Genomic DNA, 13644 nt, shown 5'->3' on the forward strand with positions numbered 1-13644 from the left:
AATAAATTTAAATTTTAAAACACCATCTCCGGAATCTCACCATCAATAATCAATTCAGCTTCTGTTGCTTTGATGATATCTTCAACCGAAATTCCCGGAGCTCTTTCCAGAAGTTTGAAACCTTTCTCGGTCACTTCCAAAACGGCTAATTCTGTCACTACTTTTTTGACACAATTCACGCCTGTCAAAGGCAACGTGCAATTCTTCAAAATTTTAGATTCTCCAGCTTTGTTCACGTGCATCATTGCGACGATGATATTTTCTGCAGAGGCGACCAAATCCATTGCGCCGCCCATTCCTTTCACCATTTTCCCCGGGATTTTCCAATTGGCAATATCGCCGTTTTCGGAAACTTCCATTGCGCCGAGAATCGTAAGGTCAACTTTTTGACTTCTAATCATCCCAAAACTGAAAGCCGAATCAAAAAAAGAACCGCCTGGTAGAATCGTGATGGTTTGCTTTCCAGCATTGATAAGGTCTGCATCTTCTTCGCCTTCAAATGGAAAAGGTCCCATTCCGAGTACGCCATTTTCACTTTGGAATTCTACGGAAAGATTGTCTGGGACGTAGTTTGCCACCAATGTCGGAATCCCGATTCCGAGGTTTACGTAGTAGCCGTCTTTCACTTCTTTGGAGATGCGCTGTGCGATTTGTTCTTTGGTCAACATAGTAAAAACTTATTACTGCAATATATATAAAATTAGGTTTACAGAGAAATGCTTCAGATTTATATCAGTAATTTTGCACCAATTATTATGAAGACATTATTACACTATCTCAAACCTCACAAATGGTTGTTGATTACTTCGTTAGTTTTGGCAACAATCAATCAGGTTTTTTCTTTGTTTGCGCCCGCTATCACAGGAAATATTCTCGACCAATTGGTCACACATCCCAACTTTTTCGATAAAGAAAAATTAATGCCCAGAAACCTGAATCAATTTCTTTACGGGAATGATGTTTTCCACGGCGCGTTTTATTTCCTTGGATTATTGATTGGAACCGCGATGATAAGTAGAATTGCCAAGGCTTTTCAAGATTATGTCGTGAGTGTGATTACGCAGAAATTTGGGGCGAATATTTTCACGGACGGTCTGCAACACTCGATGGCATTGCCCTATCAGGAATTTGAAGACCAAAGAAGTGGCGAAACTTTATCGATTTTAACTAAGGTTAGAGAAGATTCGGTGAAATTTATTACCAATTTCATCAATATATTCTTTGGGATTTTAGTCAGTATTATTTTCGTTTCCGTTTATGCGATTCGTTTGCATTGGTCGATAATGCCGGTTTATGTCGTTGGAATATTTCTCATTGCTTTTATCACGAATCTATTAAGCAAAAGAATTAAAAATATTCAAAAAACAATTGTCACTGAAACCACGAGCTTGGCGGGAAGCACGACGGAAAGTTTGAGAAATATCGAAATCGTGAAAAGTCTAGGCCTAACCAAACAAGAAGTTAAACGTCTGAATAACAACACGTACAAAATCCTCGGACTTGAATTGAAGAAAGTCAAAAGCATCCGCTCATTAAGTTTCATTCAAGGAACGATGGTGAATTTTCTTCAACAATTGATTACGCTGACGCTTTTATATTTGATTTTCAGAAACATCGTGACGCCAGGACAATATCTGTCATTGATGTTCTACGGATTCTTTATTTTCGGGCCAATGCAGGAGATTGGAAACATCATCATTTCCTATCGTGAAGCCGAAGCTTCCTTGAAAAACTTCGATAACCTGATGAAAAAACCAGTCGAAGAAAAACCTTTGACGCCAAAACAAATTGGCGCGATTGAGGAACTGGAATTCAAGCACGTTTCTTTCAAGCATCAGTCAGCGCAATACAAGGCTTTGAACAATATATCGTTTGATGTCAAAAATGGCGAAACGATTGCTTTTGTTGGGCCAAGTGGTTCCGGGAAAAGTACGTTGGTAAAACTTTTGGTGGGACTTTACCGCGCTCAGGAAGGGAATATTTTTTATAATGAAATCAATGGGAAGGAATTTGATTTTGATGAATTGAGAAATCAAATCGGTTTTGTAACCCAAGACACGCAACTTTTTGCAGGAACAATTCGAGAAAATCTTCTTTTCGTAAATCCAGACGCCACCGAAGCTGACATCCAAATGGCTTTGAAAAAATCAAGTTGCACAGGCTTATTAGAACGTGCCGAAAAAGGAATCGAAACCGTGATTGGAGAAGGTGGATTGAAATTAAGTGGTGGTGAAAAACAGCGAATTGCCATTGCCAGAGCCTTGTTGAGAAAACCACATCTGTTGATTTTTGATGAAGCTACTTCTGCTTTGGACAGTATCACGGAAGAAGAAATCACAACCACCATCAAAGATATTTCTGAACAAAAAGAACAAATCACCGTTCTCATCGCCCACCGATTGAGCACCATAATGCACGCCGACAGAATCTACGTTTTGGAACGCGGACAAGTCATAGAAATGGGCTCTCACGACAATCTGATTGCCGAAAAAGGTTTGTATTATGCGATGTGGAGGCAGCAGATTGGGGAGAGGAAAATATAATGGGTTGTAACTTTTTATTTGATTTGCAAGTAATGTATATTTGTTTTCTTAGTTTCTTACTCCCAACTTTAAAAAAAATTAATGATTAATTTTGAAAATTTATTAAGTGCTTTGATTGGTTCTGTAATTGGTATTTTTATCTCTGGGTCTTTTGGTAGATTAAATAATGCGATAAAAATAAATAGTTATAGAAAATTAATTCTAGTATATTCAAAGTTTATTGTCATAAGAAAAGCAGAAAAATACATTTCGAATTTTGAAGAGTCTAAATCTTATATACTCGACTTCGTCGAAATGCATAATTATGGTAAAAAAGCAGAAATTAAATTTGATGCAATGCCTATGTTTAATAGTGATATTTATAAGAGCATTCCTACTGAGTTTTTATACAAAATTTTCCTAAATAAAGAACTGTATACTGACTTCTTAGATACCATTTATAGCATCGATTTTTTAAAATCAAATATGCCATCAAATAAAATTTCAGAGTTTAATCAGAATATTAAAAATCATATAACATATCAAAACATTCCACTTAAAGAAGTAAATAATCATTTAGAAGATTGTTCAACAGTTAAAAATCTTATCGAACGTTTTCAAAAAGATTCTGATTTTAAGATAAAAAGAGCAAAGGGAATTATTTATGAAGTTACAAATATAGATGAGAAGCTTAAAGGCAATAATATCATCTGGATAATTAGATATTTTTTTAGTCAATAATAATTCTCTTAAAAGATTGATTAAAAATTAAGGCAACAACAAATCCTGAGTTCTTTTTACCTCTTCCTTACAGTCCTCTGCTCAATCCTTTTCTCATAATTCTCGCCTTGGAAAATCCTTTGAACCATAATTCCGGGAATGTGGATTTCGTTCGGGTCCAGTTGTCCTGGTTCTACCAGCTCTTCCACTTCTGCAATCGTGATTTTTCCGGCGCCTGCCATTGGGAAATTAAAATTACGGGCTGAACCTTTGAAAATCAAGTTTCCTGCGTGGTCACCTTTCCAAGCTTTTACGATGGAGAATTCTGCTTTGTAGGCGTGTTCCAAAATGTGTGGTTTCCCATCAAAATCTTTGACTTCTTTGCCTTCCGCCACTTCTGTCCCGAAACCTGCTGGTGTGTAGAATGCGGGAATCCCAGCTTGTGCTGACCTGCATTTTTCGGCAAGTGTTCCTTGTGGCGTGAGTTCTACTTCCAATTCTCCGGAGAGCATTTGGCGCTCGAATTCTGCGTTCTCACCAACGTAGGACGAAATCATTTTTTTGATTTGTTTTTTCTGTAATAATAATCCCAATCCGAAGTCGTCAACGCCGGCGTTGTTGGAAATGCAGGTCAAATCTGTGACGTTTTTGTTGACCAATTCTGTGATGCAATTCTCAGGAATCCCGCAAAGTCCGAATCCGCCGAGCATTATGGTCATTCCGCTTTCTATATCTTTTACCGCTTCTTGGGCGTTTTTCACTCTTTTATCAATCATAAAATTGAGTTTTTGTCTTTCAGTTTCTTAGTTCATAAATATAAAAAAATCTGCTTGAGTAGAGGAAATAAATTAGAGAAAAGATTATTTCTATTGAGAAAGACTTCGATTCCGCTTAGCCTGAAAATGTAATCTAACTTTACTTTTCCGAAAATTGATTGGATGCTTACGTGAAAATTCAATCACAAAACTTCCTCTTTTGCGAAGCGCGCCCCGGCTTGAACGGAGCTCTTTTTGTTAGCGCAGGGAAAAGCCTTGGCACAAAAAAGCGGGAGTGGAAGACGGATAAAGGCGCCCAAATAAATCACAAAAAAAAGCCATATCCGAAATCGCATATGACTTTCTTTAATAACAATTTAAACATTTATCTATTATCTATCGTGACGCTCACAGGCATCACGTAAGTCGTAGCCATCATATTTTGCTTCAGTTTGTTGACGTCCACTTTGTAAAGAAGATTGGCCAAAACGTTTTCCAGTTCTTTGCTTACATTTTTGCAGTCGCCTTTGGCGTGGATATTTGTGATTTTTCCGTTCTCAGCGAGACTGAATCTGACGTCTGAATTGATGACGCCTTCCTTATATTCCGATTTTGTGAAGTCGAAATTATCTCTCACTAGATTTCTAAGTTCCCCGAAAGCATCGCCAGAGCGAAGCACCACTTCCTGTATATTTTTCTCAGATTCCTGAGCCTGAGCCACACTGAACAAACCTGCCAATACAAATATTGATAATGCAACCATTTTGCTAATCATTTTCATTTCCATAATCAATTGATTTTGAGTTAATATTTATCTTATCTAATGACAAAGTTACAACATTTTAATATTCCGTTCATATTAAATTAACATTGAAGTTAAAAATTTAACATTGGGATTTCAAAAAAAAATTCCAAGAGAACTGAATCTTCTGGAATTTCTAAATTTATTTTAAATTTTTATTTATGATGTCCTGGTGCGAAAGGCCTTGCAGACTTGCTTCCGTAAACTTTTTTAGCGTGTCCTGGTGGCATTGGTCGCGCCCCGTGTCTCGGATGCTTTGGTGGTTTCGGTGGTCTTGGAGGTGCGACGCAAGAAAAACTAAGAAGGAAAATACCAGTTGCTAAATAAATTTTTAAAGATTTCATAACTTTTATTTTTATGAATAATGACAAAATTGATACCATTTGAAAATTATTGGACGGAGCAAGTCGTCGATATTTGCTTTTTCTAATGATAATCAATAAATTTGATTTACTGAATTAAAATTAACATTATGTCTATCACCAACGAGTCAGAATTAATAGGAATGCAGAAAGCCAGCGAGGCTGTAGCATACGCTTTGAAGGAAATGAGAAACTTCGCCAAAGCTGGAATTTCGACCAAAGAATTGGATGATTTCGGAGGAAAAATCCTTGAAGAGATGGGCGCAAAATCTGCTCCTTATCTGACTTATGGTTTTCCAGGTTACACTTGCATCAGCGTGAATAATGAATTTTGCCACGGGATTCCATCTGAGAAAACGATTCTGAAAGAAGGTGATTTGATTAACATTGATGTTTCTGCGGAGTTAGATGGCTATTGGTCAGACAATGGCGGTTCGTTTGTGATTGGAGAAGATATCAACCAACATCAAAAACTGATTGATGCTTCCAAAGAAATCCTGCAAAAAGCAATTTCCAATATCAAAGGTGGCGTGAAAATCTCAGACATTGGTCATCTGATGGAAACCGAAGCCAAAAAACGTGGTTACAAAGTCATCAAAAATCTGACTGGACACGGCGTTGGCAGAAGTCTGCACGAGGAACCACACGAGATTGCAAATTACCGAGACCGATTCAATACGCAAAGATTCAAGAAGAATTCTGTGGTGGCGATTGAGACTTTCATTTCCACAACTTCCACGATTGCGGACACTCAAAAAGATGGCTGGACAATGGTTGGAAACAAAGGTGGTTTTATGGCACAACACGAACACACGATTGTTGTGACAGACGGAAAACCAATGATTTTGACCGAGGCAAACGGAATTTATAATTAATATTCTTCTTCGAAAATTAAAAATTTAAAGACAAGGCAAACCCAAAAGGTCCATTTCCGAACTCCAGAGTAACTTTATTTTCCCAGTAGGATTGACATCAAAAATGGCTCTTTCCGGAAATTGAACATTCGAAGTCGAAGTTTTATCAAACCATTTGAAGTCATCATAATACGTGAAGTGCAAGTTCTTGTAATGGGAAAAAACTTTCGGATTGTAGTTTCCAAGACCATACATCATCTCCGTACTTTCCTTGGATGCACTCTTTTTGATTGATTTATTGAGTTCAGAATAGTCTTTTCCATAGTCCAGTGGAATCTCCTTTTCTGACGCTATCAGAGGATTTCCCACGGTATTTTTATCGACGTTCAAAATGTAGGCGACATAGTCATTCGAACATTCGTTGGATTGAAAAACGACTCTTTTCACGTTACATTCTTGGGAAGATTTGGTTCCGTAAACAAAGAACTTTTCTTTCATTTTCTTTTTGAAAACATCTTCGAATCTCTTATTGTAGATTAATCTGTTCACAAAAAGCGTGTCGTAATATTTGTAATCCTTCATATCTTTTCCGTAAATCCACGGAAGAGAATCCTTAACCAAAAACGTTTGATATTCCTTAGAAAGTGGAAGATTATCATTATCAAATTGCACCGGAATACAAATCGCGAAATCCTTATCTGTCAACTGATAAACGCCAAAAATTGAACTCTTATCAAACTCATAATTTATTTTTTGCTTGATGGTGTCGCTCTTTTTAGTCGCAACAACAGCAACTGGTTTTTCCTTTTTACAGGATAAAAAGATGGAGAAAATGATGAAAAGATGAAGGCAATTTTTCATTTGTTACTTTTAAGGTTTATAAAAATAAAAAAGAATCTGCTTTCACAAATTCTTTTTCTATAATAATATTGATATTTATTTTTACATTTCCTTTTTCAAAAACTTCGCTGTCAAACTTTTCTTGGATTTGATAATCTGCTCAGGCGTTCCTTCCGCAATGATTTGTCCGCCGTGTTTTCCACCTTCCGGGCCGACATCGATAATGTGGTCAGCGAGTTTGATAACGTCCATATTATGTTCGATGATGATGAAGGAATTTCCTAATTCTACCAATTGATTGATGGCTTCCATCAAGACTTTTACATCTTCGAAATGAAGTCCGGTTGTAGGTTCATCAAGAATATAAAGTGTATTTCCGGTTTGTCTTTTTGAAAGTTCCGTCGCCAGTTTTACACGTTGAGCTTCTCCTCCACTCAAAGTCGTGGATTGCTGTCCAATCGTGATGTAACCCAAACCAACATCCTGCAAAGTTTTCACTCTGATATAGATTTTCGGAATCGGCTGAAAGAATTCTACCGCTTCATTGATTGTCATTTCCAAAACATCAGAAATCGATTTTCCTTTGTAACGAACTTCCAGAGTTTCGCGGTTGAAACGTTTTCCGTGGCAAGTTTCGCAATGAACGTAAACGTCTGGTAAGAAATTCATTTCAATGACTTTCAAACCGCCTCCCTGGCAAGTTTCGCACCGTCCGCCTTTTACGTTGAACGAAAAACGTCCAGCTTTGTAACCTCGGATTTTACTTTCAGGTAATTCCGCAAAAAGATTACGAATATCGGTGAACATTCCAGTGTAAGTCGCTGGATTTGAACGTGGTGTTCTTCCAATTGGACTTTGGTCAACATCTACGATTTTGTCGATATTATCGATGCCTTCGATGCTTTTGTAAGGCAAAGGTTCCTGAATCGCTCTGTAAAAATGGCGGTTCAGAATTGGATAAAGCGTTCCATTAATCAAAGACGATTTTCCACTTCCGGAAATCCCTGAAACGACAACCAATTTTCCTAATGGAATTTCGAGATTGACATTTTTAAGGTTGTTTCCAGTTGCGCCTTTCAGAACAATTGATTTTCCGTTTCCAGCTCTTCGTTCTGCAGGAATTTCAATTTTTCTTTTTCCTGTTAAATAATCCGCCGTGATTGTCTTCGCTTTTTTGATGTCTTTCGGATGACCTTGCCAAAGGATTTCACCGCCGAATTTTCCCGCTCTCGGACCAATATCCAAAACGTGGTCGGCTTCCAAAATCATATCTTTATCGTGCTCCACCACCAAAACCGAATTTCCGATGTCACGAAGATGTTTCAGGGAATTTATCAATCTTTCATTATCTCGCTGGTGAAGACCAATTGAAGGTTCATCCAAAATATAAAGCACGTTTACGAGTTGAGAACCAATTTGTGTCGCCAAACGGATTCGCTGAGATTCGCCTCCGGAAAGGGTTTTCGAGCTTCTGCTGAGACTCAGATAATCCAAACCGACATCCAGAAGGAATTGCAATCTGGTTTCGATTTCTCTAAGGATTTCGTACGCGATAATTTTATTTTTTTCGCTGAAAGTATCTTTTACATCAGCCAGCCATTCCTTCAAATCTAACAAAGAAAGGCCGTTGATTTCTGCAATATTTTTTCCATCAATCTTGAAACTCAAACTTTCCTGACGAAGACGCGCGCCTTTACAAGTCGGGCAAACTTCTTCCGTGGTAAAATTTCTTTCCACCAAAACAGCGTCATAATTTTCACGTTCGTCCACGATTTCTTCAAGAATATGAACCAAACCTTCGAAGTTGATTTTAATCTTTTTCGAGATTCCGGCGTGTTTCAGTTCTTTTGTAATATCTTTATTATGACCGTAGTAAATATATTCCAAAGCTTCTTTCGGAATATCTTTGAACGGCGTTGTCAAACTCAAATCGAAAACTTCCAGAATTAATTTAATCTGAGAGAGAATCCATTTGTTGGATTTGATTTGCTCGAGTGGCAAAAGCGCACCTTGATTGATTGACAATTTATCATTTTCGACGAAATAGTCGGTGTTCACTTTTTTAACTGTTCCAAGACCTTTACACGTTTCGCAACTTCCTTTCGGCGAATTGAATGAGAACGTATTCGGTTCCGGCAAAGCCATTGAATCTCCCGTGATATCGTCCATCAAATTCTTACTGAAAAAATGAATTTCCTCACTTCCCATTTCCTGAATCGCAATCAATCCCTCGCCCATATCGGAAGCGGTTTTCAGGGATTTCTGCATCCTCAGTTCCGTCGCCGATTCTCCGATAATCCATCTGTCAACCACCACTTCCACATCGTGGGTTTTGTAACGGTCGAGTTTCAAATCATATTCGATGTCTTGCAAAACACCGTCGATTCTGGCTTGCGAATAACCTTTTTTGGAAAGATGAATGAACAATTCGTGGTAATGTCCTTTTCTGGAACGCACAACAGGCGCCATCAGATAGACTTTTTTTCCCTTGAAGTTTTCTTTGATGGTCTCAAGAATCTGGTCTTCCGTGTAACTCACCAAACGTTTCCCAGAACTCATTGAATAAGCATCGGAAACCCTTGCGAACAAAAGTCTCAGATAATCATAAAGTTCGGTAATCGTTCCAACGGTCGAACGTGGATTTTTGTTAGTCGTTTTTTGTTCGATGGCGATAACTGGAGAAAGTCCTTCAATTTTATCAACATCCGGACGTTCCAATCCGCCAAGAAACTGTCTTGCATACGCAGAAAACGTCTCAATGTATCGCCTTTGCCCTTCCGCAAAAATCGTATCAAATGCGAGGGAAGATTTTCCGCTTCCGGAAAGTCCTGTGATGACCACCAATTCGTTGCGTGGGATTTTGACGGTGATGTTTTTGAGGTTGTGTTCTCTAGCGCCGTATATTTCGATAAATTCCTGATTATCTTTCATTTATAGATATTCATTTCTTTTTTAAAGGTCAAATGGAATCGCTAATTTTTATTGTTTTCTTCACTTTTAATGACAGCGATTTCATTGAAAAGTCCAATTCTGGGAAAACGCAAATTTACGGAAATTAACTTGTTTATGAATCATTGCAGAGTACCAAGTTTTGTTAAATTAGTAAGGTTTGAAAAATCTTTGGTGAAAAACTTTGAGCTTAGTATTTAACACAAAGACACAAGAAAAATCCGTTGAAAAAAGTTTAAGGCACGGGAAAATCAAAGATTTTCATTTTATAGCCATTTTGACATTGTAATTTGTGCGTTTGCGTAGTAACTTAATCAGCGCCAGAATCCAAGTTTAATAATATTTAACAGAGTTTTGGACTTAAATAAATTTTTGATAGACCTATCTTTGCGACTTGAAATAAATTAAAAAATGAAACACCTATAACTAAAATTTCTTCAAAAAGGAAATATATCTGGGTGTAACATCTGACCATTAACAAAAAATAAATATTTACAGATGAAAAGTATTTTATCAAAATTCACATTTGCTGTTTTAATATTCTCATCTTTCTACTGCTTCGCTTGGGGATTGACTGGACATCGCGTGATTGCAGAGATTGCGCAACATCATTTGAGTTCGAAAGCCGACAGAAAAATCAAGAAACTTCTGGAAAATCAGAAATTGGCCTATTACGCCAACTGGCCGGATTTCATCAAGTCTGATACGACTGGCGTTTGGAAAGAAACGTCGTCTTGGCACTATGTGAACATCAATGCACAGAAGAATTTTCAGCAATTCAAAGATTCTTTGGAGGCTCAGAAAAGTCCGAATCTTTATACACAAATTAAAAGCCTTGCAACGAAAATCAAAGATAAAAATACATCGGAATCTGATAAAAGAAATGCTCTGATTTTCTTGGTCCATCTGGTGGGCGACCTACATCAGCCACTTCACGTTGGGCGTTTCGAAGATTTGGGAGGAAATAAAATCAATGTGACTTATTTTGGACAAAACACGAATTTACATTCACTTTGGGATTCGAAAATGGTAGAGGACAGAAAATATTCTTACACAGAATTTGCAAACCTTTTGGACATCAAATCTAAAGATGACGTGAAAAATATTCAAGGCGGAACTTTGCAGGATTGGCTGTATGACAGTCAGAAAATTGCAAACTCCATCTATTTTCATACGCCGAAAGATTCCAAATTGAGCTACGATTACAATTACCGTTTCGAATCTACTGTTGAAAGACAATTGTTGTACGGCGGATTACGTTTGGCGAAAGTGCTGAATGATGTTTTCGGGTAAAAAATAAGAGATAAATAAATTCTCGCAGATTTTTTGGATTTTGCAGATTAGTATAAATCTGCAGAATTACTAAATCAACAAGAAAAAATTATTAAATAAAAATTATTTTAACAAGTCCAATTCCAACAGGTTATTGGACTTTTTTATTTCTTCCTTCAACCGTTTTTCTCTTTCGCGGAGATAGTCATTTTTGTTGACCATTTTACCATTATCATTGACCTCGTCCATTTCACTCAAAGTTTGTCGAATCGACTTATTCGGGTCATCTCTGAATTCTTTTAAAATCTGTTTATACTTTTCCTGAGACACATTTTGATTGGTTCCGAAATCGAAAACAAAATTATCATCTTTTGCATTGATACTTTTTAATTTCTGAATTCCAGCCAGTGTAAAAGTATGAGAATTAGTAGAATCGTGAATCTTTAAAATAAGGCCCGGCAAACCTCTGAATTTGTATGGACCTTCCTGAATTGGAATTTCCGTCGTGAACCAAGCTGTCCATTTTCTACCAGCAAATTCGGTTTCTGCTTTTTGGATTTTAAAATTTCCTAATACATCATTTTCAGGTGAAATTTTCCAATTGATAACTCTATCATCTTTGACATTGTATTTTACCTGAGCAATTCTTGAAATCATTAAAACAGAAAAATCAGGATAATTTTTGATGATAAAGTACGAGTTTTTACTTTTCTTAATTTTTAAATTTGAATCAGAAATCCCTTTATCAACATTCGATTTTGAGATTGAATCGTATTTAAAATTATCGTAGCTGTAGAATTTTGAAAATTTGTCGGAGACATCCAAAGCCATTAATTCTGATTCAATTTTGTCACGATTGAGAGAATCCGAAACAGATTTGTATTCGTACAGGAATCTTTGGTTTTGAGACTTTAAATTGAAAGAAATGGTGAGGAAAATAAAAAGCAGTTTTAACTTCATTCGAAAATCTTTTCAAATAAAGATAAGAAAATTTAGTCTAATTTTTTAAGCATCCAAAGATTACAACCAGAATGCCCTGAATTCCCCAAAGGTCTTTCCAAATATTGAAAGCCTTGTTTTTCATAGATAGAAACTGCTTTGCTAAATTCTGGAATACTTTCGAGATAAACTTTTTTATAACCTAATTCTTCAGCTTTTTCAAGACATTTTTCGAGTAATAATTTTCCAATTCCTTTTCCTCTCGCTTCTTTTGAAAGATAAAATTTAGCGAGTTCTGTTGTGTCATCAGGCAAATTGTCAGTGGGGAAAATTCCGCAACAGCCTAAAATCAAACCATCTTCCTCCGCTACAAACAAAGCTGATTTCTCAGTTTGAAAGAGTGAATATAAATCATCTGTCGTCGGGTCGGAATAAACTGTTCCATCGGTGCAACTTACTTCAAAATCGTGGAAGGCTGTTCTGATAATTTTGGCAAGAATGGCGTTGTCTTCAGCTTTGTTTTCTCTAATGATTACTGACATTTTTTTGAAAATATTTTAAATTAACCAAGGATATTTGTGATATATTCCATCCAAAAGCATTGCGAGAATTCCAAAGAAAATCCAAAGTCTGAGAAGATTTAAAGATTTGAATTTATCGTTTTTTTGATTTCTGAACAACATATAAACTGTTCCCAGAATCACAACGATTGTCAGTAGAAAATACCAAGCAATAATATTTTTGAAGCCAATTCCAACGCTTAAAATCAATGAAACAATCAAGGTGATAATTAATAAAATTAATAAAATAGACCTCGTGTTTTGAAATCCCAATCGATTCGCAATCGTTTCGTAACCAAACATTTTATCTGCATTTCTTGTCAAAGTATCTTTTGTAACGTCGATGATGAAAAGCATTAGAAAAAGAAAGATTGCCAGAAACAAAATCTTTAGTGAAAACGTCTGATAATAAATCAACATTCCGAAGAATGGATAAAGCGTCAACGCTACGAACGTAAAATTATTAAGGACAATAATTTTGCTGAGTTTATGGCTGTAAAACCACATCAAAAACTGATAAATCAAGAAGAAAATAAAAACACGATGCGATACGAAAAACGCCAATCCAAGCGACAATGCGTTGAGAATGACATACGCCGTCAGAAAATATTTTTCCTTGAGGAAATTCTGTAATCTGGAACGGAAAGGTTTGACCAATTGGTCTTTTTCCTTATCATAAAATCGATTGATAATTCCGCCTGCTAATATGCTGAGAACGGAACAAATGATGATAAAGTGAACCTTATAATCGAAAACGAAATTTCTGAAACTTTCTTCACGATTGAACAGGAAAAACGTGGAAACGTAAATTGCGAATGTGAGCAAAACTGCAACAAAAAAACGAGCGCCCAAAAGAAAACCCATCAACTGAGAAACACGGTACAGGGCATTTCGGGAAGTTGGTTTCGTTTCGTTGGTCATTTTTTATTTTTGATAAATCTTTTAACCACAAAAGTCACAAAAGATTTTGATACAATTGAGAATTAAAATTAAAAAAGTAAAATTCAAAAGAGCAAAAAGGTGAAACTTTGTAGACTTTTAAGTAAAATCTTCAAGCTATCCTTTTGTG

The 13644-nt window shown here is 36.5% G+C and carries 13 protein-coding genes; 4 read left to right on the forward strand and 9 right to left on the reverse strand.

The window, feature by feature from the left end:
* Positions 1–14: 14 nt before the first annotated feature.
* Positions 15–668, reverse strand: coding sequence for a CoA transferase subunit B (locus tag PQ459_15010; GenBank protein ID WDF46206.1), 654 nt, complete (start codon positions 666–668; stop codon positions 15–17).
* A gap of 87 nt (positions 669–755) precedes the next feature.
* Between PQ459_15010 and PQ459_15015 the strand changes: the two genes are divergently transcribed.
* On the forward strand, positions 756–2543 hold the full coding sequence (locus PQ459_15015; GenBank protein ID WDF46207.1) for an ABC transporter ATP-binding protein: 1788 nt from the start codon (positions 756–758) through the stop codon (positions 2541–2543).
* 81 nt (positions 2544–2624) lie between these two features.
* The gene (locus tag PQ459_15020; protein ID WDF46208.1) at positions 2625–3263 is read left to right on the forward strand and encodes a hypothetical protein; all 639 of its coding nucleotides are present in this window, start codon (positions 2625–2627) and stop codon (positions 3261–3263) included.
* Positions 3264–3319: 56 nt separating this feature from the next.
* Here the strand turns inward: PQ459_15020 and PQ459_15025 are convergent, their stop codons facing one another.
* The 3 genes from PQ459_15025 to PQ459_15035 form a co-directional block, all read right to left on the reverse strand.
* Complete coding sequence (locus PQ459_15025) at positions 3320–4018, reverse strand: CoA transferase subunit A (protein WDF46209.1); 699 nt, start codon at positions 4016–4018, stop codon at positions 3320–3322.
* A 364-nt stretch (positions 4019–4382) separates the two neighbouring features.
* Entirely contained in the window at positions 4383–4784 is a 402-nt protein-coding gene (locus PQ459_15030) for a hypothetical protein (protein ID WDF46210.1), read from the reverse strand.
* A gap of 170 nt (positions 4785–4954) precedes the next feature.
* Positions 4955–5143 (reverse strand): hypothetical protein, encoded by a 189-nt coding sequence (locus PQ459_15035; protein WDF46211.1) that lies wholly within the window; start codon positions 5141–5143, stop codon positions 4955–4957.
* Between the two features lie 128 nt (positions 5144–5271).
* Here PQ459_15035 and map point away from each other — a divergent pair, with 128 nt between their 5' ends.
* Positions 5272–6036 carry a type I methionyl aminopeptidase gene (map, locus tag PQ459_15040; GenBank protein ID WDF46212.1) on the forward strand — a complete coding sequence of 255 codons (765 nt, stop codon included), beginning with the start codon at positions 5272–5274 and terminating at the stop codon, positions 6034–6036.
* 24 nt (positions 6037–6060) lie between these two features.
* On the opposite strand, the gene PQ459_15045 is transcribed toward map, so the two are convergent.
* Positions 6061–6876 carry a hypothetical protein gene (locus PQ459_15045; protein WDF46213.1) on the reverse strand — a complete coding sequence of 272 codons (816 nt, stop codon included), beginning with the start codon at positions 6874–6876 and terminating at the stop codon, positions 6061–6063.
* Positions 6877–6957: 81 nt separating this feature from the next.
* Positions 6958–9786 carry an excinuclease ABC subunit UvrA gene (uvrA, locus tag PQ459_15050; GenBank protein WDF46214.1) on the reverse strand — a complete coding sequence of 943 codons (2829 nt, stop codon included), beginning with the start codon at positions 9784–9786 and terminating at the stop codon, positions 6958–6960.
* 516 nt (positions 9787–10302) lie between these two features.
* Between uvrA and PQ459_15055 the strand changes: the two genes are divergently transcribed.
* Positions 10303–11097 (forward strand): S1/P1 nuclease, encoded by a 795-nt coding sequence (locus tag PQ459_15055; GenBank protein WDF46215.1) that lies wholly within the window; start codon positions 10303–10305, stop codon positions 11095–11097.
* A 102-nt stretch (positions 11098–11199) separates the two neighbouring features.
* Here PQ459_15055 and PQ459_15060 read toward each other — a convergent pair whose 3' ends face one another.
* Genes PQ459_15060 through PQ459_15070 form a run of 3 tightly spaced genes read right to left on the reverse strand, consistent with a single transcriptional unit; the run spans position 11200 to position 13496 of the window.
* Complete coding sequence (locus tag PQ459_15060) at positions 11200–12036, reverse strand: GLPGLI family protein (GenBank protein WDF46216.1); 837 nt, start codon at positions 12034–12036, stop codon at positions 11200–11202.
* A 32-nt stretch (positions 12037–12068) separates the two neighbouring features.
* Positions 12069–12557 carry a GNAT family N-acetyltransferase gene (locus PQ459_15065; protein ID WDF46217.1) on the reverse strand — a complete coding sequence of 163 codons (489 nt, stop codon included), beginning with the start codon at positions 12555–12557 and terminating at the stop codon, positions 12069–12071.
* A 15-nt stretch (positions 12558–12572) separates the two neighbouring features.
* Positions 12573–13496: a UbiA family prenyltransferase gene (locus PQ459_15070; protein ID WDF46218.1), complete on the reverse strand. Its 924-nt coding sequence runs from the start codon at positions 13494–13496 to the stop codon at positions 12573–12575.
* Between the last annotated feature and the right edge of the window lie 148 nt (positions 13497–13644).

The organism is Chryseobacterium sp. KACC 21268 (assembly GCA_028736075.1).
Lineage (GTDB): Bacteria > Bacteroidota > Bacteroidia > Flavobacteriales > Weeksellaceae > Epilithonimonas.

Bases quoted from the DNA above. Each gene is read 5' to 3' on its own strand.
- PQ459_15020 (WDF46208.1), top strand. From the start codon at position 2,625: ATGATTAATTTTGAAAATTTATTAAGTGCTTTGATTGGTTCTGTAATT.
- PQ459_15065 (WDF46217.1), bottom strand. From the start codon at position 12,557: ATGTCAGTAATCATTAGAGAAAACAAAGCTGAAGACAACGCCATTCTT.
- uvrA (WDF46214.1), bottom strand. From the start codon at position 9,786: ATGAAAGATAATCAGGAATTTATCGAAATATACGGCGCTAGAGAACAC.
- PQ459_15060 (WDF46216.1), bottom strand. From the start codon at position 12,036: ATGAAGTTAAAACTGCTTTTTATTTTCCTCACCATTTCTTTCAATTTA.
- PQ459_15035 (WDF46211.1), bottom strand. From the start codon at position 5,143: ATGAAATCTTTAAAAATTTATTTAGCAACTGGTATTTTCCTTCTTAGT.
- PQ459_15025 (WDF46209.1), bottom strand. From the start codon at position 4,018: ATGATTGATAAAAGAGTGAAAAACGCCCAAGAAGCGGTAAAAGATATA.
- PQ459_15045 (WDF46213.1), bottom strand. From the start codon at position 6,876: ATGAAAAATTGCCTTCATCTTTTCATCATTTTCTCCATCTTTTTATCC.
- PQ459_15030 (WDF46210.1), bottom strand. From the start codon at position 4,784: ATGGAAATGAAAATGATTAGCAAAATGGTTGCATTATCAATATTTGTA.
- PQ459_15070 (WDF46218.1), bottom strand. From the start codon at position 13,496: ATGACCAACGAAACGAAACCAACTTCCCGAAATGCCCTGTACCGTGTT.
- map (WDF46212.1), top strand. From the start codon at position 5,272: ATGTCTATCACCAACGAGTCAGAATTAATAGGAATGCAGAAAGCCAGC.
- PQ459_15015 (WDF46207.1), top strand. From the start codon at position 756: ATGAAGACATTATTACACTATCTCAAACCTCACAAATGGTTGTTGATT.
- PQ459_15010 (WDF46206.1), bottom strand. From the start codon at position 668: ATGTTGACCAAAGAACAAATCGCACAGCGCATCTCCAAAGAAGTGAAA.
- PQ459_15055 (WDF46215.1), top strand. From the start codon at position 10,303: ATGAAAAGTATTTTATCAAAATTCACATTTGCTGTTTTAATATTCTCA.